The 22,850-nt window shown below is 67.9% G+C and carries 16 protein-coding genes and 1 pseudogene; 12 read left to right on the top strand and 5 right to left on the bottom strand.

All coding sequences use genetic code 11. The annotated features are described in order from the left end of the window. The first annotated feature begins 53 nt into the window (after positions 1-53). Positions 54-1,823: a hypothetical protein gene (locus tag AB0L75_RS41405; protein WP_365191452.1), complete on the top strand. Its 1,770-nt coding sequence runs from the start codon at positions 54-56 to the stop codon at positions 1,821-1,823. After that, positions 1,811-2,665 carry a hypothetical protein gene (locus tag AB0L75_RS41400; protein ID WP_365191451.1) on the top strand — a complete coding sequence of 285 codons (855 nt, stop codon included), beginning with the start codon at positions 1,811-1,813 and terminating at the stop codon, positions 2,663-2,665. The genes AB0L75_RS41405 and AB0L75_RS41400 overlap by 13 nt, the downstream gene beginning before the upstream one ends. 117 nt (positions 2,666-2,782) lie before the next feature. On the opposite strand, the gene AB0L75_RS41395 is transcribed toward AB0L75_RS41400, so the two are convergent. Further along, on the bottom strand, positions 2,783-3,046 hold the full coding sequence (locus AB0L75_RS41395; protein ID WP_365191450.1) for a hypothetical protein: 264 nt from the start codon (positions 3,044-3,046) through the stop codon (positions 2,783-2,785). Positions 3,047-3,839: 793 nt separating this feature from the next. After that, complete coding sequence (gene dnaE, locus AB0L75_RS41390) at positions 3,840-7,439, bottom strand: DNA polymerase III subunit alpha (RefSeq protein ID WP_365191449.1); 3,600 nt, start codon at positions 7,437-7,439, stop codon at positions 3,840-3,842. 570 nt (positions 7,440-8,009) lie between these two features. Here dnaE and AB0L75_RS41385 point away from each other — a divergent pair. Together AB0L75_RS41385 and AB0L75_RS41380 are read left to right on the top strand one after the other, a co-directional pair. Beyond that, positions 8,010-9,299 (top strand): tyrosine-type recombinase/integrase, encoded by a 1,290-nt coding sequence (locus AB0L75_RS41385; RefSeq protein WP_365191448.1) that lies wholly within the window; start codon positions 8,010-8,012, stop codon positions 9,297-9,299. Beyond that, positions 9,296-11,728 (top strand): site-specific integrase, encoded by a 2,433-nt coding sequence (locus tag AB0L75_RS41380; RefSeq protein ID WP_365191447.1) that lies wholly within the window; start codon positions 9,296-9,298, stop codon positions 11,726-11,728. Before AB0L75_RS41385 ends, AB0L75_RS41380 begins: the two co-directional genes overlap by 4 nt. Before the next feature lie 91 nt (positions 11,729-11,819). On the opposite strand, the gene AB0L75_RS41375 is transcribed toward AB0L75_RS41380, so the two are convergent. Beyond that, positions 11,820-12,470 carry a hypothetical protein gene (locus AB0L75_RS41375; protein ID WP_365191446.1) on the bottom strand — a complete coding sequence of 217 codons (651 nt, stop codon included), beginning with the start codon at positions 12,468-12,470 and terminating at the stop codon, positions 11,820-11,822. Between the two features lie 575 nt (positions 12,471-13,045). Next, a complete protein-coding gene (locus AB0L75_RS41370) occupies positions 13,046-13,909 on the bottom strand; it encodes an NAD(P)H-binding protein (RefSeq protein WP_365191445.1) in 864 nt (287 codons plus the stop codon). An 87-nt stretch (positions 13,910-13,996) separates the two neighbouring features. Here AB0L75_RS41370 and AB0L75_RS41365 point away from each other — a divergent pair, with 87 nt between their 5' ends. From AB0L75_RS41365 to AB0L75_RS41355, 3 genes are all read left to right on the top strand, one after another. After that, positions 13,997-14,593, top strand: a complete 597-nt coding sequence (locus AB0L75_RS41365) for a TetR family transcriptional regulator (RefSeq protein WP_365191444.1) — start codon at positions 13,997-13,999, stop codon at positions 14,591-14,593. Between the two features lie 119 nt (positions 14,594-14,712). Next, positions 14,713-14,874: a hypothetical protein gene (locus AB0L75_RS41360; protein WP_365191443.1), complete on the top strand. Its 162-nt coding sequence runs from the start codon at positions 14,713-14,715 to the stop codon at positions 14,872-14,874. Between the two features lie 413 nt (positions 14,875-15,287). Continuing rightward, complete coding sequence (locus tag AB0L75_RS41355) at positions 15,288-15,812, top strand: hypothetical protein (protein ID WP_365191442.1); 525 nt, start codon at positions 15,288-15,290, stop codon at positions 15,810-15,812. A 67-nt stretch (positions 15,813-15,879) separates the two neighbouring features. Here AB0L75_RS41355 and AB0L75_RS41350 read toward each other — a convergent pair whose 3' ends face one another. Further along, a complete protein-coding gene (locus AB0L75_RS41350; protein WP_365191441.1) occupies positions 15,880-16,551 on the bottom strand; it encodes a hypothetical protein in 672 nt (223 codons plus the stop codon). A gap of 564 nt (positions 16,552-17,115) precedes the next feature. Between AB0L75_RS41350 and AB0L75_RS41345 the strand changes: the two genes are divergently transcribed. From AB0L75_RS41345 to AB0L75_RS41325, 5 genes and pseudogenes are all read left to right on the top strand, one after another. Next, on the top strand, positions 17,116-17,472 hold the full coding sequence (locus tag AB0L75_RS41345; RefSeq protein ID WP_365191440.1) for a hypothetical protein: 357 nt from the start codon (positions 17,116-17,118) through the stop codon (positions 17,470-17,472). Positions 17,473-17,477: 5 nt separating this feature from the next. Further along, complete coding sequence (locus AB0L75_RS41340; protein ID WP_365191439.1) at positions 17,478-17,906, top strand: hypothetical protein; 429 nt, start codon at positions 17,478-17,480, stop codon at positions 17,904-17,906. A gap of 885 nt (positions 17,907-18,791) precedes the next feature. Next, positions 18,792-19,118 carry a hypothetical protein gene (locus AB0L75_RS41335; RefSeq protein ID WP_365191438.1) on the top strand — a complete coding sequence of 109 codons (327 nt, stop codon included), beginning with the start codon at positions 18,792-18,794 and terminating at the stop codon, positions 19,116-19,118. Positions 19,119-19,918: 800 nt separating this feature from the next. Beyond that, entirely contained in the window at positions 19,919-22,666 is a 2,748-nt protein-coding gene (locus AB0L75_RS41330; RefSeq protein ID WP_365191437.1) for a hypothetical protein, read from the top strand. 38 nt (positions 22,667-22,704) lie between these two features. After that, a pseudogene (locus AB0L75_RS41325) lies at positions 22,705-22,850 on the top strand (IS5/IS1182 family transposase); the annotation flags it as partial.

The raw sequence follows: 22,850 nt of genomic DNA, 5'->3' as shown, positions 1-22,850 counted from the left end.
TGGATGTGGCAGGCCGGGATCTCAGGGCTCTGTTCAGTACGAACGACCGTGGCGTGGCGGCGCAGGAGACGTTCACGAACCGGCAGGCGCAGTGGGAGGCTCTGGCCGCCGCCCTCACCGAGCATCTGCAGCGCACCGGCGCGCCCGGCTTCGACACCGAGGATTTCGAGGCGCCCCGCGACAACGTGATCGTGTTCCACGGGGTGGGCGGCGTCGGGAAGACCACGCTCTCGCGTCAGCTGGAAGCGGCGCTCGCCGACGTGGGACGGCGCCCGGCGCAGTGGGGCGAGCCCGGCTGGCCGGCCGACCGGATCCTCCCGGTACGGATCGACCTCGCGCGGTCCGCCACGGCCGGCTTCGAGCAGATCGTGCTCATGATCCGGCTCGCCCTGACCCGCATCGGCCGGCCGTTGCCCGCCTTCGACATCGCGCTGCGCCGCTACTGGGAGGCCAACCACCCCGGGGAGCCGCTGGAGGAGTACCTGCGCCGCCGCGGCCTGGCCGCCCGGTTCGGCGAGGTGCTGCCGCAGCAGGTGGAGTCCGCGCTCGCTGAAGTCGCCCAGGGCCTGACACTGCCCGGCACCGTCGGCTCCGTGGCGGGCGCCGTCACCGGCGCGCTCGTCAGGGCGCTGCGAGAGCGCCGGCAGACCGCGCGGGCGCTGGCGGGATGCGCGCGGCTGGCGGACCTGCTGGAGGCTGAGGCCGACCTGGACACGCTGTCCTACTACCCGCACCTGCTCTCCTGGGAGCTCGCCCGCCTCCCCAAGGGCAGACGCGTCACGCCGGTGATCCTGCTGGACACCTTCGAGGACGTCGGGGATCGAACCCGCCGCGACCTGGAGCGGCTCATCCAGCGCACGGTGTGGCTCATGCCGGGCGCCTTCTGGGTGATCACCGGCCGTTCCCGCCTGCAGTGGGCCGATCCGGCTCTGCAGGGCCAGCTCGACTACACCGGCCCCACCTCCTGGCCCGGACTCGCACACTCCGCAGTGCCCGCCGCCCGTACCCCCGCCCGCGCCGGCGCGCCGCGGCAGGTGCTGATCGGCGACTTCTCCCCCGAAGACTGCGACGACTACCTCGCCCGCCGTCTCACCCGCGACGGCCAGCCCTTGATCGTCGAACCCATCCGGCAGGTGATCACCACCAGGTCGCATGGCCTGCCGCTGTACCTCGACCTGTCGGTCGCCCGGTTCCTGGAACTGCGCCGCAGCGGCAACACCCCGCAGCCCGCCGACTTCGATCACGACTTCCCCGCCCTGGTCTCCCGCACCCTGTCCGACCTCACCCCCGACGAACGGCACGTCCTGCGCTCGGTCAGCCTCCTGGACGCCTTCGACATCCCCCTCGCCGCCAAGGCGGCCGGCCTCGCCCACGAGGCTCCCGCCCAGCGGCTGACCGAGAGGCCCTTCATCCGCGAAAACCCCTTCGCCATCTGGCCGTTCCACCTGCACGGCCTGATCCGCTCTGCCGTCCGTACCGCCGACGACACCACCGACGACCGCTGGACACCGCGCGACTGGCAGCACGCCGCCCGCCGGGCCTTCACCGCCCTGGGCGAGCAGTGGCACACCGACCGCGGCCGCCTCCTCCTGGTCGCCTGCCTGCGCCAGGGCCTGCGCCTGGCCCGCGACCACCGCCTTGACCTGGCTGGCTCACCGACGCGGCCTGGGCCTACATCAGCGACTCCGTCTGGGAACCCCTCGCACCGCCCGACACCGGCGACCACACCGGCCTGGACACGGCTGCCGACGCCCTGGTCGAACTCCTCAGCGCCCTCACCCGCCGCCAGCACGAACACCGCGCCCGCACCGTGGACCGGCTGACCGCCGTGCTCGACACCCGTCTCCTGCCCGCCGAACTCGACGAGATGGCCCTGTACTACGGGGCCAAGGCCTACCGTGACATCGGCCACAGCCAGGAATCACGCCGCGGCTACCAGCAGGTCGCCGACGGCAACGGCCGCCTGGCCCCGGCCGCCCGGCGCGGCCTCGCCCAGGCCGCCCGACTTGCTGGTGACTTCCCCACCGCACACGCCGCCGCACAGACCCTGGGATGGGAAGGACGCCACCAGCGCGTCCTGGGCGACCTGTGGTGGCTGCAGGGAGAACCGGACCGCGCGGCCGCCGTCTACCTCGCCGGACGCACGGAAGCCGAACAGCACGCCAAGTCCGGCGAGGCGGCACATAACCAAGCCCTGCGCGCCCTCGCCGTCGCCTTCTACGACCCCCGCCAGGCCGATGACGAAATCGTCCTCGCCCATCAGCTCCTCGCCACCCTCGACCTGCGCGCCACCACGATCAACGCCGCTATCGCCGCCCTGATCCGCGACGCCGGCGATCCCGCGCTCGATGACCGCATTCACACCCTGCGCACCGAGCTCGACATCGCCGGCCTCACCTCCATGACCCCCACCCTCGAACTCGTCGCGGCCTTCCACCAGGCCGTACTCGACGACCACGACGCACTCGCCGACACCCTTTCCCGGCTGCGCGAACAGACCCAGAACGGCGATTACACGTACTACATCGACATCGCTTCGTTCATGGCCGGGCTCCCCCTCCCCGCCGACCACACCGCACCGCAATGGCTGGATGGCGAACAGGCCACCCGCACCCGATGGCGCACCCTCGTCACCACCCGCCAGCACCACCTCCACAACCACTAGGCAGCAGAGCGGGGGCACGGAAGCACCGAACTCAAAGGTCTGACCTGCACACATACGGCTGCGGCCCGCGAACACACCAGGTGCTCGCGGGCCGCAGCCTCAGGAAGATCAGCTGATTCAGACGGTGTCCGGGTCGACGCCCTGCGCGCGGGCGAGAGCGAACAGGACCCGTTCAATCGTGTCCAGACGGTCGGTGATCGACCGCTCTCCCGGCGCGCCGACGGCGTTGGCGAGGGAGTCGATGTTCCCGAACGCCGTGCGCTGCTGCTCGCGGATCGTCATCAGCTGCTCGCTGTGTTCCGCCAGCGTCCGGCCGGTGCGGAACGCCTCCGCCTCCAGGTCCCGCAGCCGCTCGTCGTGCGTCGCCGTCTCATTCGCCATGCCCACTATCCTGCCAGGCTCGCGCACCCCGATCAGCCGCCCTGCTGAACGAGCAGGACCGACGTGCTCCGGCAGAAGATCGGCAGGCCGACTGCGGGCATGCAGTTGACGGCGAGCACGGGCACCCTGGAGGCGGCGCAAAACTTCGATCTTGAGATCGAAGCCCGCGCAGTGCGTCACCGGCGATGCGGACCCTCGTTGGGCTCGGCATGAGACATATGATCATCGCGCGCCGCGCTACCACCGCTGCCGCAACGAGTGTTCTGCTCGCTCTGGGAGGCGTGGCTGTGGCAGCCCCCGCCGAGGCCGCACCGCCTGTTCCCAAGTCTGACGGGCCCAAGGCCTCTGAACTCCCGGCCGGGGTGGATCCTCTGGGGGTTCGGGACACGATCTTGGACACCATCCGTGACCCGCTCGGCCAGGTCTACAACACCGCAGCAGGGCTCATCCGCGGTTTCTTCTCACAGCTACATCAGGGCGCTGGCCAGGAGCAGATCAGTGGGATGTTTCAGCCCATCACCCTGAAACCGCCGCACCCTCAGCAGCCGGTGCAGCGGGCCCAGACAGGCCCCGAGCACCGCTAGCCCATGTTCCTGCGGCGCGGCGCGCACGCAAACGGCAAAGGGGTCTGAACCCGAAGGCGCAGACCCTTTTCGCTCACCTTGACCACGGCCGGCGATCGACAGATAGCGGCGTGCACGCCCCTCCCGGCGCCCACGCCGTTGTCACAGGCCGTCGACGTTGGCGGCCTCCCACTTGAAGAGGATCGACTCCTCTTCCTGCTCCGTTCCGGTCATGCGACTCCCTGCCATGCGTCCGGCCCGAAGGAGCCCTTGATGTCGGAGGCGATCGTCGCCGCGTTCACCGTCGAAGGAAGCTGGTACACGGTCGTCTTCTGCGGTCCGCGTACCGCCAGGCGGACCGGGCTCTCCCCTGGGTGGGCGCCCATGATTCGCTTCAGCTCCTTCACCGAGGGCTCGTTGATGCGGTGGTAGGGCAGTGTGAGCTGTACCGGGGACGCCCCCGCTCGCTCCGCCGAGGACACGTCGAGCGCCTGCAGCTCCTGTCCGAAGATGGAGATCGCGCCGTCACGGTCGTTGATGCGGCCCTGCACCGAGACGACGGCGTCCTCCACGAGGGCACCGACCACGAGCTGGTAGGTCGCCGGGAAGAAGAGGACTTCGATCGTGCCGTCACGGTCGGCCAGGTTCACGATCGCCCAGTTGTTGCCCTGCTTGGTCATCTTCGGCTGGACGCTGGTGATCAGGCCGGAGAGGCGGACCATTCCTTCCGTCCGGCCGGAGGAGACCAGGTCGACGATCGTGGTGTCACGGTTGGCGGAAAGGATGTGCTCGGTGCCGTCCAGCGGGTGCGCGGAGACGTACATGCCGAGCATCTCCCGCTCCGTGGCGAGGAGATGCTTACGCGGCCACTCGTCCTCACCGATCTCGACCGTGATGCCGAAATTGCCGTCGTTGTCGTTGTTGTCGCCCCCCATGGCGGCGAACAGGTCGTCCTGCCCGTAGGCCGCGGCCTTCTTCAGTGGGACGACGGCGTCGATGGCCATCTCGTGCGCGGCCGACAGGCCCTTGCGGGTGTGCCCGAGGGAGTCGAACGCGCCGGCCTTGATGAGGGATTCGATGGCGCGCTTGTTCAGCGCGGGCAGGTCGACCTTGTCGAGGAAATCCTGGAAAGAGGAGTATTTCCCCTTCGACCTGCGGGCGTCGATGATCGCCTCGATGACGTTCTCGCCGACGTTGCGCACCGACAGCAGGCCGAAGCGCACGTCGTCACCGACGGCCGCGAACTCGGCCAGCGACTCGTTCACGTCCGGCGGCAGGACCGTGACACCCAGTTTGCGGGCGTCGGCGAGGTAGACGCCGGCCTTGTCCTTGTCGTCTCCGACAGAGGTCAGCAACGCGGCCATGTACTCGGCCGGGTAGTTCGCCTTGAGGTAGGCGGTCCAGTAGGAGACGAGCCCGTATCCGGCGGTGTGCGACTTGTTGAAGGCGTAGCCGGAGAACGGGAGCATGACGTCCCAGATCGCCTTCGTGGCCTCTTCCGAGTAGCCCTTGCCGGTCATACCGGCGTGGAAGTTCTTCCACTCGGCCGCCAGGACCTCGGGCTTCTTCTTGCCCATGGCACGCCGCAGCATGTCGGCGCCGCCGAGTGTGTACCCGGCCAGGGTCCGGGCGATGGCCATGATCTGCTCTTGGAAGATGAGCAGGTGGTGGGTGGAGCCCAGGATCGGGTCGAGGACTTCCTTCAGCTCCGGGTGGATGGGGTCCGGTTCCTGCTTGCCGTTCTGGCGCAGCGCGTAGTTGGTGTGGGCGTTGGCGGCCATCGGGCCCGGACGGTACAGGGCGAGCGCGGCCGCGATGTCCTCGAACCGGGACGGCTCCATCAGCTTGAGCAGGGCGCGCATGCCGCCGCCGTCGAGCTGGAACACGCCGAACGTGTCGCCGCGGCCGAGGAGTTCGAAGGTCTTCTTGTCGTCGAGCGGGATGACGGTGACGCTGTCATCCCCGTTGCCCGGGTCGACGGTGGCGAGCCTGACGCCGCGGTTGTCGCGGATGTTCTTCAGCGCGTGGTCGATGACGCCCAGGTTCCGAAGGCCCAGGAAGTCCATCTTGACCAGCCCCATGTTCTCGCAACTGGGGTAGTCGAATCCGGTGATCTTGACGCCGTCCTTGGCGCGCATGTGCAGCGGGATGCGCTCGGTCAGCTTCGTCTTGGACAGGATGACCGCGGCCGCGTGCACGCCGGTGCCCCGGGTCAGGCCCTCGACACCCTTGGCGGTGTCGATGACCTTCTTCACGTCCGGCTCGTTCTCGTACATCTGCCGGATCTCGCCCGCCTCGCCGTAGCGGGGATGCTCGGGGTCGAAGATGCCGTCGAGCGGGATCGACTTGCCCATGATGTCCGGCGGGAGTGCCTTGGTGATCCGCTCGCCGTGGGAGAACGGGTAGCCGAGAATGCGGGACGAGTCCTTGATCGCGTTCTTGGCCTTGATCTTGCCGAAGGTGTTCACCATGGCCGTGTACTCGTCGCCGTACTTCTCGGTGACGTAGCGCACCATGGTGTCGCGCTGGCGGTCGTCGAAGTCGAGGTCGACGTCCGGCGGGTTGATCCGCTCGGGGTTCAGGAACCGCTCGAACAGCAGGCCGTGCTCTATCGGGCACAGTTCGGTGATACGGGTCGCGTACGCGACGATCGAGCCGGTGGCCGAACCACGGCCCGGGCCCACCGGGATGCCGTTGTCGCGGGCGTAGCGGCAGATGTCGGCGACCACGAGGAAGTAGGAGGAGAACCCCATGGGGCCGATGACCGACATCTCGGTCTCGAAGCGCTCCATGACCTCGGCCGGGATCGGGTCGCCGTAGCGCTTGACGAGGCCCTTGAGGCATTCCTGGCGCAGCCAGGACTCCTGACTCTCCCCCTCCGGCACGTCGGGGTACTGCGGCATCTCGTCGACGTTGTCGAAGACACTGTCGTAGGACTCGATGCGCTCGGCGATCAGCAGCGTGTTGTCACACGCCTCGGGCAGTTCGGAGAACAGCTCCCGCATCTCGGCCGCGGTCTTGAGGTAGTAGCCGCTGCCCTGGAAGCGGAACCGCTTTTCGTCGGCCTTGTTCTTGCCGACGCCGATGCACAGCAGGTTGTCGTGCGCGTCGGCCTGGTCCTCGTGGATGTAGTGCGCATCGTTGGTGGCCAGGAGCGGGATGTTCAGCTCCTTGGCCAGGCGCAGCAGACCGTCCCGGACCTCCCGCTCGATGGACAGCCCGTGGTCCATCAGCTCCAGGAAGTAGTTCTCGCGGCCGAAGATGTCCTGGTAGGCGGCGGCGACCTCGCGGGCCTCGTCGTACTGGTTCAGGCGAAGGCGGGTCTGGATCGCGCCGGAAGGGCAGCCGGTCGTGGCGATGATGCCCTCGGAGTGCTCATTGATCAGCTCCATGTCCATACGCGGCTTGCCCGCCGGGAACTGGCCCGTGTACGACGCCTCGGTCGACAGGTAGAAGAGGTTCTTCAGACCCTGGACGTTCTGCGCCCACATCGTCATGTGAGTGAAGCGGCCACCGCCGGAGACGTCCTTCGAGCCCTCGCCGTCATCCGACATGGCCCGCTGCCCGCCCGGCCCCCAGAACTCCTGCTTACGGTTCCGGCGCGAGGAGGGAGCAACGTACGCCTCGATGCCGATGATCGGCTTCACGTCCTCGAAGCCCTTGGACACCTGATGGAACTCGTACGCACCGAACATGTTGCCGTGGTCACTCATCGCGACGGCCGGCATACCCTGCTTCGCGACCTCGGCGAACATCGGCTTGAGCTTCTGAGCACCGTCGAGCATCGAGTACTCGGTGTGATTGTGCAGGTGAACAAAGGACCGGGACACCGGATGCGCACCTCCGCGAAGGGGTCAATGGGAAGGCCACAGGCTACCCCTCTCCCCTTCAGCTTCAGCTCCCTCCGCTCCAGCCAACAAGCCCTATTTTCAAGGGAGTTCAGCGACCACATGCCCGTCGCGCCAGGGAATTTGGAATCTGCTGACGGCCATCCGTTCGGCGTGTCGGAGCGTGCTGACCGCGTGGTCACGGCGGCGGGCGAGGTAAGGGCCAGCTGCTGCGCGGACTCCCTCCAGCGGCCCCATCGGCCCCGGACTCAGCGAGCTCGTGGCAATCGCGGAAGGCATCCTGAGGCAGTACGGCTGAGGCGTTTGATGTCCAGGGAGTCCCCCGAAGTAGTAGCAGATGCCGCGCAGGATGTGGGGCAGCACAGCTGCCCGTTCGCCTCGTGATCACGTAGCGCGCGGGGACTGTCGTATTCGGCGGGGGAACGCCGAAGGGGCCCGCAGCAGCGGGCCCCTTCTTCGAGTAGCGGGGACAGGATTTGAACCTGCGGTGTATTGACCGAACTAACTTCAGCATTTTCGCAGGTCAGAGGCTGTTTCTGTTAAGTTCCCGCAGTGCGTGATGCAAGGACACTTGAACGAGATCTGAAGACCTTTGTGCTGCCCGAGATCGGACGGTTGCAATCGACGGGAGACGTCTGGGAGCCGTACCGGCTCATCGACCCGAAGGGTCGACGCGTCGAACCGGTCGCGGTCTACTTCAAGGACCTGCTCGCCGCACACAGCCCTGCCACCACGTTGTACTCGTACGGCAACGACCTGCTCCGCTGGTGGCGATTCCTGTGGGCCCACGGCATCGAGTGGGATCGCGCCGTCCGTGAGGACGCCCGCGACTTCACCCTGTGGATGCAGCTCGCCGACAAGCCCGTACGCGTGCATTGGCGGCACCGCGGCAAGGCCCTCTCAGCGGTACCCCGGCGCAAGCCACCGGCCCTCGCCCCGGGCACGCCGAACCCCGTGACCGGGAAACCGACGATCGGCAAGAAGTACGCGCCCAGCACCCGGGCCCACTGCGAAACCGTGCTGCGGACCTTCTACGACTTCCACCTCGGCCTGAACAACGGCCAGCTGCTGGTCAATCCGTTCCCTCTGGACCGCAACCGCCGAAAGGGCCGGCCCCACGCCCACCACAACCCGGCCGACGAGTTCAAGCACGAGCGGACCGGCCGCTACCGGCCGACCGTCCCGGAACGGATCCCCCGCCGAATACCGGACGACAAGTACACCGAAGCCTTTGCCGGCCTACGATCGCACCGCGACCGCGCCCTGCTCGCCTTCTGGGTCTCCAGCGCCGCCCGCTCGGAGGAGTTGCTGACCGCGACCGAACGCGACGCCCTGCCCGGCCAGCAGCTCATCGGCGTGATCCGCAAAGGCACCCGGGACTATCAGCAACTCCCCGCTTCGCCCGACGCGTTCGTCTGGCTCCGGCTCTACCAGGAAGAAGCCTGGAAGAAGGGCGTCCCCCGGGGCCGCGACCAGCCGTTGTGGTGGACTCTGCGGCACCCCTGGCGGCCTCTTCAGTACGACGCGGCCCGCATGATGTTCAAGCGCGCCAACGAGCTCCTGGGCGCGAACTGGACCCTCCATGACCTTCGGCATACTGCTACCTACCGTATGACCGAGGATCCCGAAATGTCGCTGGTCTACGTTCAGCACATCCTCGGCCACAAGGACCAGCGCACGCTCCAGAAGTACCTCCGCCCGAGCCGGGACGAGGTCATCTCAGCAGGTCTGGCACATCACGCCCGGCGGGAGGCGAAGAAGCTCGCCCCGCCGCCGGCTCCCGCAGCCCCCGCCTACAACGAGGACTCGCTAAATACCCTCTTCGGAGGGCTCGTCGCATGACCACCGCAACGCTCACAGCGCCGCAGGAGACCACGCGCAAGCTCGCCGGCGCCGAGGCCGCCACGCTTCTGCAGAAGTTCCCGCCTCGTGTGAACCCTGAGACGTGGCACATGACCGAAGCCGACACCGACTACATCCTGGACTCCCTCGGCCGCACACCTCTACGCGCCGAAGGCAGGAGCGCACAGTTCACGCGCATGGTCGGTGCCCGCGCGATCCTGGCCTGGCTCAGGACTTTTCCGGGTTCGACCTGGCAGGCCAGTTGGGAGGCGAGCCCAGCTGCCCTCTCACCCGCGGGCTGGCACAGCACGGTCCTCGAATGGGCCACTCCCACCATCGGCCGCAGGCCCACCTCGGCCTGCTTGGCCTCCGGCGCATTGGCGCTGATCTGCGCGGACGTCGTCCGCCCGTCCCCGGCATGGCTGGCGGCCAGTTCGTCGAATGCCCTGCGTCCGGCGATGACGGCCCGGGACCCCGAGGGCTTCGCCCGCCTGGAAGCCGCGTTCCCCGCTGACATTCGGGACACGCGGCACGCCTCCGCGGCCCTCAAAGCGGTCGCCCGCGTCTTGGCGGCCTTTGGCGGCAACGTCGAGGACATCGTCGTCGGCGACCTCCTCGCCCTGCTCCAGGTGACCAAGCACGACGCGGCCCGCGGCACCCGCATCGCCTACACCGCCCTGCGTGACCTCGGCCAGTTCCCGCCGGATGCCCCGGCCACGCTGCTGCGGCTCCAGACCCGCACGGGCCAGGTGACCCCGGCGGAACTGGTGGACCGCTACCACCTGCGCTGTCGCCCGGTCCGCGACCTCCTCGTCGACTACCTCACCGAACGCCAGCCCTCGCTCGACCACAAGTCCCTGATCACCCTGTCGACGTCTCTGGCCAACAACTTCTGGGCCGACCTGGAGCATCACCACGAAGGCATCGACTCGCTCCACCTGGCCCCGGACATTGCGGCCGCCTGGAAAACACGGGTCAACACGGTCACCCGCCGCCGTCGCATGCCTGACGGCCAGGTCGTCGAGATGACCAAGCCGCGCAACAGCTCACCGGCGATCAAGACACTGGTCCGCTCCTTCTACCTCGACATCGCACAGTGGGCATTGGACGAGCCGGCTCGATGGGGCCCCTGGGCAGCTCCTTGCCCCATCACCGAAGCCGACTGCTCGGACAAGAAGACCAAGCAACGGCAGAAGACCGCCTCGGATCAGCGAACACGCGAGCGACTCCCCGTCCTGCCTGCGCTGATCCGTGCCGCCGACCGTCGGCTCAAGGAGGCACGTCTCTGCCTGGACGCGCTGCAGGCTGCCCCGCTCGGCGCCCAGTTCACCGTCCTCGGAGAGACGTTCACGGCGCCGAAGAGCACTTCCCGGGCCGGCTTCACGGGCCAGGCATACGACGCCTCAGGACGCCGACGCGACCTCGAAGCCGAGGAGAAGCGGGCTTTCTGGGGGTGGGCCACCATCGAGATCCTGCGGCACACCGGCATCCGCATCGAAGAGCTGCTGGAGCTCGGACACCACAGCATCATCCGCTACAAGCTCCCCACCACCGGCGAACTCGTTCCGCTCCTGCAGATCGCGCCATCGAAGACAGACCAGGAACGGCTGCTGCTGGTCACTCCCGAACTGGCCGATGTCCTCAGCGCGGTGGTCACACGAGTTCGCGGCGCGAACGGGGCGATCCCCTCCATCCACAGCTACGACATCCACGAGAAGGTCTGGAACGAACCAATGCCGCTTCTCTACCAGTGGAATGTCTCCGGCGAGAGGCGGCCGATCTCGTCCAATACCGTCCGCGACGCCCTCAACGATGTGCTCATGGCGACCGGATTGACCGACGCCGCCGGGAAGCCGTTGAAGTTCCAACCCCATGACTTTCGACGGATCTTCATCACAGACGCCATTCTCAACGGCCTGCCACCGCACATCGCTCAAGTCATCGCAGGTCACAGCAACATCAACACGACCATGGGTTACAACGCTGTCTATCCTGCGCAGGCCATCGAGGCCCACCGGTCGTTCATCGCACGCCGTCGCGCCCTTCGACCGAACGAAGAATACCGAGCGGTCACATCCGAAGAATGGAAGGAGTTCCTGGACCATTTCGAGCGGCGCAAACTGGCGTTGGGATCGTGCGGCCGAGCCTACGGAACCGACTGCATCCACGAGCACGCTTGTGTTCGCTGCCCAGTCCTCATCGTGGACCCCGACGAACGAGGGCGACTTGTCGAAATTCGCGACAACCTGAATGACCGGATCGCCGAGGCTGAAAGGGAAGGATGGCTCGGCGACGTCGAGGGCCTCTCAGTGAGCCGGGACGCCGCAGCAGAGAAGATCGCACAGCTTGATGCACGCCAGGAGAAGAAAGACTCACCAGTCTTCTTGGGTGTCCCCAGCTTCAGCCAGATAGCTGTCCGCACCAGTTGACGTTGGAGACGATAGGTTGCCCGAACCTACGGCGCATGACTAGGCCCGGCATACCTCCGCAAGGGGGCATGCCGGGCCTAGTCATGTGTGATCAGCCCGCAAGGTGTTCCAGCTGCTGGACCAGGGTGACGGCCTTCGCACGAACCTCATAACGGGCGGTGTCCTGCAGAGTGAAGAACAGGAGCCGCTCCTTATGGACAGCGACGTTGACCTCGAAGGCAAGGGGCAGAATCGCCATCACGCCGCCAGTCTCGGCATTCTGCACCGCGAACAGCAGGTTGTAGTAGTAGCTCGTGTTCGAGGAGGATTCGCTCTTCCAGAAAAGCCAGGCTGCGTCCTCCTGCGCCGCAAGGTTCGTGAACACGTTGGTAAGAGCGCTGGTCACCTGGCCCCAGAAGGTAGGAGAGCTGATTGAGATCCCGAGGACGGTACGGACGAGTTCCTTCAGCTGGTCAACCATGACGCTGACCTGGATGGTCTGCTGAATCACGCTCTGGTTGAGGGTCTTGACCACCGCAGAGTTGGGGATGCCCTGGGCGATCGACAGGGCCGCCTCGAAGTTGAAGTTCAGGTCATCCGGCTCAATGGCGCCCTGGAACGATCCGGCCAGCCTGAGGGTCTGGGCGAGGTACCGAGGCTCGACCTGGTAGACCTCGCAGTAATTGGTCGCCTCGGTGGCCGGGATCGTCAGCGTGATGACGTTGAACGGCTGGGAAGCGTTCGAAACCTGCTGGTCAGACATGGATTCTCCCCTGAGTCACGATGTGTGCCATGGGGAGTATTTCGTCAGTCCGGCCATCAGGTATAGATCATCTTCGCGCCACTTCGGCCACTTCGCCCAGTCGCACCTCAGGCCGATGACCAGCAGACTTGGCCAGTGAGCACACCATCGAGTGACATCGAAACTCGCCAGCGCCCCGAGGCCCAGGGCCCCGTCGCTGACGACGAAACGCATCGGCAGCAACATGCGCATGGACGAACGCAGCCGAGGACCGCTCACTAACAGCAGTCAGGGTCTAGTTCGGAGAAGACCTCTGGGTTATGAGCCCAGCGAGCTACCGAGCTGCTCCACCCCGCGCCGGTAGTGCCACTCTACATGGTGGATCATCCGGGACTCAGACAAACCTTGGACGTCAGTGTAGGTTCCGGGTTCGCGTTAGCAGTGTCGGTCGATCTCTAGCAGTCGGCTAGCAATCTTCCGGGTCGCGATGCCCCGGGCCGCCTGAGCCTCCCGCACCCACGTGCCTGGCACATCCCGGAGGCGGGGCCGGGACGACTGAGGGCTGCGGCCGGGGACGCAGGTCGCGGTCGACGAGGTTACGAACCCTCCGAATCCTCCATGAACGCGGTGGCGTGGTCGGCGGCCCACTGGCGAAACGTTCGCGGTGGCGTCCCGAGGATGTCGGCCACCGCAGTGGTGACGTACGCGGGCTGTCCGACCGCCGCGCTCCACGCGGTGAGCAGCATGTCCACGACCGAGCTGGGCACTGTGCCCTCCGACAGGCTTCGGAACTCGTCCGGCGTCATCTCCTCGAATGCGATCTGGTGCCCCAGGGCGTCGCCGATGACGCCCACCTGCGCGGCCTGGGTCAGCGATTCGGGGCCCGTAAGGACGTAGTCGCCTCCGACGTATTCGTCCTGACAGAGCGTCCGCGCCGCGACGGCCGCGATGTCGCGGTCGTCGATCGGTGCCGCCTCGGCAGCGCCGTAAGGCCACCGGATGTCCTCGCCGGCCCGGATCGCGGACGCCCACCAGGCCAGCGAGTTCGACGCGACCATCCCCGGCCGGATGATCGTCGACTCAAGCCCGGCGGCCGCGATGAGCCTCTCGATGTCGGCGTGCAGCACCGCCACGGGATTCGGCTGCTGGAAGAAGGGGTGCGGCGTCTGATGCGGGGAGGAGAGGAAGACGACCCGCCGCACGTGGGCTGCCAGCCGCTCGACGACTGCCGCGGCGGTCTGAGGCGGGGCGGTCCAGACCAGGAAGACCGCACCGGCGCCGTTCAATGCCGGGTCGAGCGTCTCGGGCACAGTGAGGTCGCCGGTGAAGACCTCGACCTTCGCCGGCAGCGTCGCCGCCGCCTCGGAGCGACGAACGAGGGCGCGGACCGGCACGCCCGCGTCGAGGAGTTGGTCGATGACGAGGCGGCCGACCCGGCCCGTCGCCCCGGTTACGAGCACGGGAGGAATGTCTGTCTGATTCACGCCACCCATAGAAACATTACTCGGTTAAAAAAGCAACTCGGTTACAAATGTTACCCTGATCAAATGAGTGAGCCGACAGGCCTGCGGGCCCGCAAGAAGGAGCGGACGCGCGACGCCATCGGCGACGCGGCCGTCTCGCTGTTCCTGGAGCGCGGCTTCGACCGCGTCTCGGTCAACGACATCGCCGCGGCGGCCGAGATCTCCAAGCCGACCCTCTTCCGGTACTTCCCCACCAAAGAAGACCTGGTGCTGCACCGGTTTGCGGACCACCAGGGCGAAGCAGCACGCGTCGTACGTGACCGCAAGCCCGGCATCAAGCCGGTGACGGCCCTGCACCGGCACTTCCGGTCCGGCCTCGATCGGTACGACCCCGTCACCGGCCTCAACGATCACCCCGAGGTGGTGGCGTTCCATCGGCTGGTGTTCACCACACCGAGCCTGGCGGGACGGCTCACGCGGTACCAGCTCGAGGACGAGGAGGCACTGACGGACGCCCTCGGCGAAGGCATCCAGGCACGCCTGCGAGCCGCCCAGGTACTCGCGGTCCAACGGGTGCTCGCCCGGACCAACTGGCAGAAGATCGCCGACGGTCGAACCGCCCACGACGTCCACCCCGAAGCCGTAGCCGACGCCGACCAGGCATTCAACCAACTGCGGTGATAGGCGACACTCCCGGTCGAAGAAGGCTTCGCGGCCCGGCGCACGCGTTGCCACGGGCCCGGTCAGGCCGCTTCCGCGGATGCTGGCAGCCACCGCCTCGTCGGACACCGGTCGCCAGCATGGTCCCGATCTTGGCGCCGGCCGGGCGCGACAGCACGGCCCTTGCTGGAGGCAGCGGCAGCGCTGTCAAGCCCTCGCTGGCCACATTCGGCCCTGCCCCGGAGGCACTTGAGAAGCTCATCCTGGGCATCGCTCCGAAGCGGATCGAGACCACCGACTGAGCAGCTCGCGAGACCACTGTCAGCCGTCCGAACCGGGCCTCACTCCACGGTCCCACCCGGCGGGCCACACGATTGCTAAAGATCAGCCGATCGGCCCACTGCTAACGCGGCATGGAAACCAGAGTTTCAGCAGGACTCACTGCCAACGGAGCGACTCAACCTACAGTCAGCCTTCGCGGACGGCGTTCTCGGCCCGGGGCCCGTCTGGCCCGCCATCCGCTGGCTCGCCGACGAACAGACTGTCCGGGACCGCTGGCGTGCCCTGGTCACCGCCCGGCGTGACCATCTGCGCATCGCGAGGTGACCCCGGCTTTGGCCGCGGGCGCACGCTACTGCTGTACACAGAGAGTTCACCGTCCGCGATCTCCACCGGGCAAGACACATCGACAGGCAACGACAATGCAAGGGGCGCCGTGCGGCTGACGATCGACACCGATACGGATACCTACGACCAGGCCATCGCCGCCGTGCAGGCCGCCTACGGACTGCGCCCCGTCATTCCTGCCGACTGGCCCGACGCCCCAGACCCGGAGCCACGCCCCGACCCGCAGGACCTCAGCGGTGAAGACATAGGCGCCGGCTGGAGCGAGCAGATGCTCTTTCGGATGATCGCAGCGCTGATGCCCAAGGCTCGTGCCGTGCTGTGCCGGATCACCGACCTGGGCGGCACGGCTTCGTTCGACGAGATTCAGGAGTACTTCGCCCACCACCCCACGACTCCGATCCCGAGGCCCACGTTCGGCGGAACACTGACCAGCGTGCGGGCGATGCAACGGCACGTCGGCCCGGCAGGCGCGGACCGGCTGCTCCAGCGGGATGAGCGAGCCCGTCTCTACCGCATCGACCGAGCCCTCGTGGACGGGCTCACACGGGCCTTCGCGATGGCCGGGGCCCGCCCAGACCTGCTACGCGGTGAACCAGCCGAGAGGGCCACCTGATGCGACGTGTGGCGCGGCCCGCACACCCCAGACTCGGGTGCCGGGCACGGCTGCCACGGGCGCACTCTCAGCCGATACCCAGTCGGTTGAGTGCCGTTGTCCAGTCGGTGACGAGGGCGTTCTGCGCGGCGGTGAGTGTGACCTTCCCGGAGCAGATGGCGGTGTGGACTTTCGTCTCGACCGGGTCCTTCAGGTTGTTCACGCCCGAGCCCGGTTTGTGGCCCGGGTCGGGCGGCTGCACCCACAGATTGCGGGCATCGTTCGGGTCGCCGCCGTCCGTGAGGCTGAGCAGGTGGTCGTATTCGGCGTCTTTGAAGGAGCCCTTGTAGCCGTAGGAGGCGGCGTTGGCCTGCTTTTCCTTGCTGGTGATCGCCTCCGGGGGCCGGATGTTCTTGGTGTAGCCGCCCTTCCGGCAGATGGTCGTGGCCAGGTTCGCCTGGGTGACTGCCGGGGAGATTGCACCCGGCGTGCACTTCGGGTCCGGCAGCGGCTCACCCTTCTCGTACCGGTAGCGGCAGCTGCCCGCAGGCGGCTGCTGCTGCACCGTGTACGTCGTTTGCGGCCCCGCACCCACCGGGATCTTCGCCGTACCGGCAGGCACGCCACTCGCAGACGGCCCCGCCGCCGACGCGCCGCCCTTGTTCGAGGTGCCCGGCCCGGAGTGTGAACCGGATGAACAGCCCGCCAGCAGTAGGCAGGAGAGCAGCACCGACGGTACGGCGCGGCGGATGGAACCCATGACGTCCCCTCACGAGCAAAGCGGCAACTGGGCACATGCTGCCCCACCCTGACCTTCTCCTACCGCTCGCCCCCAGGCGCACGGGTGCGCAGTGTCCACCGCATCCGCTCCGTCGGCACCCTGACGCACCTCGTAGGCGCAAAGCGAAGAACAGCGTCGCCATCGCTCCTCACGAGTCAGCAACGGCGGCTTCCTCCCTCGGTGCGGCGGTCGGGAGCTGGCTGCGAGTTGACGAACTCCGATGAACCGGACGAAGTCGAAGCGGCTTGCCAGCGTGCCGGGATTGTCCGGTGCCAGCGAACAGGCTGTGATCTCCGGTGGGCCCACGGGCGCCTGGCCGCGTGAAGGAACCACCCCCGCAGAACCTTCGCCGCGGAACGGTCAGAAGCCCGTCAGTAGACGGCTCAGTGCGTCACTCGTCGACTCATCGCCAACCGCCGGGGGCCGGTACGGCGTGGAACAAGCACGACGCACCCTCATCCCCTGGCACCCACCGCAGACCGGCGCCGCAGCACGGGCGAGACCCATCAGTCCCTGATCCCCCTGCTGCCCGCGAACGGCAGCGTGCTGGGCATTCCCTCCGCCCGGCACGCCGAGCAGGCCCAATTCGGAGCCGACGTCCTGCTGAACGTCTGCCAGATGGGCGGCCTCTTCGCCCACCCAATTGGCATCGTCCGCCTGCACCCCGAACCCGGCCAGGCCACGAACCAGCTGTTCAACGCCCCCTACATCATCTGGTACTGGGCCGAGGCCCTCCTGCCCCGGCTCACCGGCGAGATCGGTGAGCCGCGTGATGGCATCACGGGCGTTCCCGGCCTCCGCTACCGACGCGAAGGCCGAACCGTGTGCCTCTACCGCCCGTCGATGCCGGCCCGGATCCCCCTCACCGGATTCGTCCCCACTGGTGGGACCACGTCGTAAAGCGCATGCACGCCGAATACCAGAGCCTGCTCCAGCAGCCGGACTGGACACAGCTGGAACGCGCCGCGTACGAGGCGGAAGGATCATCACGACTCCAGCCCGGAGCGCTCTTCTCCCCCGTGCTGCGGCGCATCCGGGCAACCGAGGGTCCCGGACCGCTCAACTCCACCAGCGCCTGGAACTCAGGCCCGGACTTCTGCCTCGAGACCACCGACGGCCCGCCCTGCCCCGACATCATCCGCCTCCTCGGCGACGGCCCCACCGGCATGGGATGGAAAGTCGACCGCAAACGGTGCACCTGCCTGTGCGACCACAACCACGACAGCTGCACCATCAACTTCATCGCCCCCACGACCGAGGCCCTCGTCCACTACACCAACGGACAGTGGAACCGCGTCCCACCGATGATCACCGGCAGCGCCTCGCCAGCCTGAACGCCGCCGCACTGGCGTAGGGAGAACCGCCTCGGCACGATCACGCCGGGGCGTACGCTAACTCGCGTTCAGGCACTGCGACATGAGGTCGGCTGGGGGCAGGCGGGTGACGTGGATCGAGGCTGTGGCATCCGGTGCGGGCGGTGGGCTGATCGCCGAAGCAGTCGTCACCTACGGACGTTTACACAGCTGGCAGCAGGCGCGACATATGGCACGGGCGACGGATGCCTCGCTCCCACCGCTCGGCAGGTTCGTCGATCCACTCGCGGACTCGCTCGCCGCACTCGTGCGCGTGGCGCTGGGCGGCGTGGCCGGGTGGCTGCTCCATACCGAGGTCACTGGTATCTACGCGGCGGTGACCGTGGGAGCCTCCGCGCCGGCGCTACTGGCTCAGATCGGTCGCGCGACCACCCCAACCGAGGCTCTCCGCGGGCCCGGCGGAGCGGGGACAGCTCCCGTCCGGGGGGAGGCGTCGTCATGACCGTCGGCTCAGTCGCCCGGCGCTCCTGGCACTCGTTTACCGGTGGCACGGTTGCCCACCGCCCTCCGACAGGGGCTCGTGCACGCGAGGGGTACACGCTGTGGCAGCGGTTCTGGGCGTCGTTCATCGGTGCGGACCTGCCCTCCAGACACCTCGGCAGTGAGTCCGTCCTCCCGGGGCGGCCGGCCGAGAACCATCCGACGACTGGGGCCGTGCGCGATCGGTCACGGACCAGGCCGCTCGCTCCGGGCTGGTTCTCTCTCCCGCAGCTTCCGCAGGCCAGCGGCCTGGCCGCCGCGGGAAACGACACAGTGCTGCTTGAAGCATGGTCCCCGGACGGCGCGGCTCGGTTTCTCGTGCGCAGCCATGGGGACTCCGTCCCTGGGTACAGCCTGGAACTCGTCGTGCGCGGCATCGAGGGCGCCGCGCCACTGATGACGGCGGTCAGGTACGAGGGCGGGGCCGGTCTTGAGCGGGAGCTGCTCGTGCCCGTGGTGCGGGGGCGTTTTGGCCCTGCTGCCTCGTACGTCCGGCTCCCGGGCTTCGTCGGGGAGGGGTGGACGGCCTCTGTACCGGTTCCGGTGTGTCCGGACAGTGCATGGGACGTCGCGACGGTCGCGCTGTCGATCGGTGCCTCGCTCAATGATGCGACCCGTGATGCCTGGCGCGAGGTGCGGGCGCTGATTTCGGACGCCGGTGTGCGTCGCGTCATCGACCAGGAGCTGCGGTGACCGGGGCATCGGGACCGGGGCATCGCGCGAGTACTCGGGATGGAGCCCCCTCGGAGGCTGCGCCGGCCCGACGAACGGGCTGGCGCTGGCCGGGGCCCCGTGGCGGCCCCACGGCTTTGACAACGGTCGAGAATGTGCTGGAGCGCGCATCCGCATCCGGCCCGCAGGCCGCAGTCCGGGAGCTGCTGGGCGAGTCGGCGCTGTGGTGGAACTGCTGCAGCGAGGCGGTTCGTGAAGATCCGGCGTGGCTCGCTGGCCGCGACTGTGAGGAACTGTGCGCCTGGCTCGGGGCGACCGCATCGGACCAGCAACACGCGGCTGTGGTGCGAGCCGATCACCCCCTCCTCCTGGCCAGGGCGCTGGTCGCGCCGAGGGAAAGTGCCGAGGAGCATGACCCCGCACTGCTGCGGCTGCTGGGGGCATGGGAAGGCAGCGGGCTGCTGTGCCCCGAAGCCGCTCCTGGGCCCACGCAGCCCTCCGGAAAGGAACTCTCCGAACTCTCGCCCCGACTCGCCGGCAGGATCGATGCGCTCCCTCAACGGAGCCAGCAACTGCGCCAATCCACAGCTCCAGGCCGACCGTCGTCGGCTGCCGATGGACTTCTTGTGATCGCCGCGCTCATGATGGCGGGCATCGCACCGCGCAGACGTCCTGTCGCCCGGGTCCCCGTGGTCTTCGGCCGCTCATCCGGACCAAGCGATGAAGCGGCGCCCGCTGAGGGTGTCACCGGCATCCTGGAACTGCGGGAGTTCCCCCCGGGGCCTGCGGGTTTGTATCCCGACCCACGGACGATGGACGGAGTGCGCAGCTCGAACGGCCAGTTCGCCGCAGCACTGGGCGCGGCCTGGCTCTTGGCCAGTCCGCAGCGCGAAGGCCGCTGCGTGGTGTGGCGGATCGTCCTGTCGGACGACCCTGTCGCTCCCGACCGGATCGAGGGACCGTCGCTCGGCGTGGCCTTCGCGCTCGGGCTCCGGGCCGTGCTTCGGCGGCGGCCGGGTGCGGGCTGGCTCCGCGATGTGTTCTACGGACTGCGCCCGCGCACTGCGGTGACCGGCGCTCTCGACGCGGACGGCCGCTTGCTCAGGGTCGCGGGCTTGGACGCGAAGCTCCTTGCCGTGCGCCGCAAGGGCTTTCGGCTGGTGGCGCCCGAGGCGAACCGGCTCGAAGTCTCCGCAGCGGCTCCCCGTCCCAGCGAGGTGAGGTTCGCCTCCACACTGCGAGAGGCCGATCGGTACGCCCGCCGGTTCCGCACCGGCCGCATCGCCGTTACAGCGCTCGTCCTCGCCGCCGTGACGGCTGGGGCGTTCGCCCTCCACCAGCGCGACCTTGCCCAGGCCCAGCAGCAGACCGCGCTGATCAGCCAGGTCTCAGCCCGAGCGGATCAGTTACGCGCCACCGACCCATCGCTCGCCGCCAGGATCGACATCGAGGCATACCGCCTGAACCCCACCGGCAACCGCTATACGCGCCTGATCGAAGACGCGAACAGGCCGCTGTCCACCACCCTGAGCGACTTCTCCGGCAGCATCAGTAAGGCGGCGTTCAGCCCCGACGGCCGTACCCTCGCTGCCATCGGCGAGGACCACGACAAAGGCACGTTGCAGTTCTGGGACATGACGAACCCGGCACATCCCGTCCCGCTCGGCAAGCCCCTCCAGGTTCCTGGCGCTGCCTGGATGGTGTTCAGCCCCGATGGAGGCAAACTCGCCACATCCTCCGGTCCGGTCCCGGGCAACGCGGGAGTACGACTGTGGGATGTCACGGACCCAGCCCGTCCCCGCGCGCTCGGCACCGCCCTCGCACACACCGGCGGCGGCAGTCCACTGGCGTTCAGCCCTGACGGGCACATGCTGGCCACCGGCACCGACAGCTACACGGAGGAACAACTGTGGGACGTGAGGGACCCCGCCCGCCCGGTCCCGCTGGGCAAGCCTCTCAAGCACGCGTCCGCAGTCAACGTCGTCACGTTCAGCCCGGACAGCCGTTCCCTCGTCACCTCCTCCGTGGATGACGGGGCGCGGATGTGGAACGTCACGGACCCCGCCCACGCCGTTCCGCTCGGCAAGATCTGGACCGCTATCGGCGTCGCGATATTCACACCGGACGGCCGCACCCTCGCCACCGGCCATGACGGCACCGTGCAGCTGTTGAACGTGGCCAACCCGACCCACGTGGTCGCGTGGGGCGGTCCCGTGTCGAGCTACCTCGGTGATCTCTATGCGATGGCGTTGAGCCCAGACGGTCGCACCCTCGCCGCCCCTGGCGACGAGCAGACGCTCCGGCTGTGGAACATCGCCGACCCCGCGCATCCCACGTCCATCGCCCCACCCCTGGCCGGCGCCACCACCCGGATTGACTCCATGTCGTTCGCCCGCGACGGGCGCACTGTCGCCACCACCAGCAGCAGTGACCCCACGGTGCGGCTGTGGCACCTGCCCACCGCGCTGCTGACCGGTCACACCGCCGCCGTCACCTCCACGGTGTCCGCTCCCAACGGCCGCATCCTCGCCACCGCCTCCAACGATCACACCGTGCGACTGTGGAACACATCCGATCCGGCTCACCCCACCCCCCTCTGCCTGATCCACGGCTTCACCAACACCGTCATATCCCTGGCGTTCAGCCCCGACAGCCGCACCCTCGCCACCATCGCCAACGGCGACGAGCGCATGTTCCTCTGGAACCTCACAAAACCAACCAAGCCCACCATCCTCACCCAGATCAACTTCCCCCTAGGTGCCGGGTCCGGCGTCGAGTCGGTGGCGTTCAGCCCCGACGGCCGCACCCTCGCCACCGCCACCAGCACCGTCGCTGTTGGTGGCGACCACAGCGTAAGGCCCTGGGACGTGTCCGACCCCGTACATCCCCGACCGCGCGGCCGACCGATCACCAGCGACGGGGGCAGGGACACCTCCTTCATATTCACCAACTTCGTATTCAGCTCCGACGGGCACACCCTCGTCATCGCCGACCGTTACTCCTCCGGCAAGGTTCAGTTGTGGGATGTGACCGATCCGAACCATCCAGCCCGCTCCGGGCCGCCCCTGACCGGCGGGGCCGGCGTGATGGCGCTCAGCCCGGACGGTCGCACCCTCGCCACGGTCACCGACACTCTCATCGCCGGCGGGCCCGGCGACGGCGACGTCAAGCTGTGGAACATCTCCGACCACAACCACCCCACCCCCCTCGGTCGGCCGCTCAGCGGCTACAGCGGCTACCCCAGCCGCGTGACCGCGATAGCCTTCAGTCCCGATGGACGCACCCTCGCCACCAGCGGAAACGGCGTGCGCCTGTGGAACGTTACGGATCCGGCCCACCCTGCCGTGATCGGCCAGCCCTTCGGCTTCAACACTCTGGCGCTCACCTCACTGGCATTTACCCCGGACGGCCAAACCCTAGCCACCGGCGGATGGGACGACACGGTACGACTGTGGCCGCTGGGAGCAGGCCAGACCATCCGGCAGATCTGTGCGAACACCGACACCCCGACCCGCCCGCAGTGGCAGCAGTACCTCTCCGCGCTGCCCTACCACTCCACCTGCGACTAAGACCGTGTCCTACGTGGTGAGGCGTCGTTGGCCTGTTCATGGGGCGGCGTCCATGGAGTTGGATTGTTCCGGACGGCTTGTGGGAGATCGCATATCGAAGTCGACGGCCCACCGGCGGTTTCTGATCTGGTCGAGAGCCGGTGTCTGGGGCCGCCTGCATGAGGCGGTGCTGCACCAGCTTGAC

This window comes from Streptomyces sp. NPDC052101 (genome assembly GCF_040680235.1).
Taxonomy (GTDB): Bacteria; Actinomycetota; Actinomycetes; order Streptomycetales; family Streptomycetaceae; genus Streptomyces.
The sequence above is the reverse complement of the archived record's forward strand: the minus strand, read 5'-3'. Positions and strand labels throughout refer to the sequence as shown.

What these genes read in the sequence shown, in the direction of transcription:
- AB0L75_RS41350 (WP_365191441.1), bottom strand. Translation starts at nt 16,551, where the DNA reads ATGGGTTCCATCCGCCGCGCCGTACCGTCGGTGCTGCTCTCCTGCCTA.
- AB0L75_RS41395 (WP_365191450.1), bottom strand. Translation starts at nt 3,046, where the DNA reads ATGGCGAATGAGACGGCGACGCACGACGAGCGGCTGCGGGACCTGGAG.
- AB0L75_RS41360 (WP_365191443.1), top strand. Translation starts at nt 14,713, where the DNA reads ATGGTCCCGATCTTGGCGCCGGCCGGGCGCGACAGCACGGCCCTTGCT.
- AB0L75_RS41365 (WP_365191444.1), top strand. Translation starts at nt 13,997, where the DNA reads ATGAGTGAGCCGACAGGCCTGCGGGCCCGCAAGAAGGAGCGGACGCGC.
- AB0L75_RS41375 (WP_365191446.1), bottom strand. Translation starts at nt 12,470, where the DNA reads ATGTCTGACCAGCAGGTTTCGAACGCTTCCCAGCCGTTCAACGTCATC.
- AB0L75_RS41380 (WP_365191447.1), top strand. Translation starts at nt 9,296, where the DNA reads ATGACCACCGCAACGCTCACAGCGCCGCAGGAGACCACGCGCAAGCTC.
- AB0L75_RS41340 (WP_365191439.1), top strand. Translation starts at nt 17,478, where the DNA reads ATGCACGCCGAATACCAGAGCCTGCTCCAGCAGCCGGACTGGACACAG.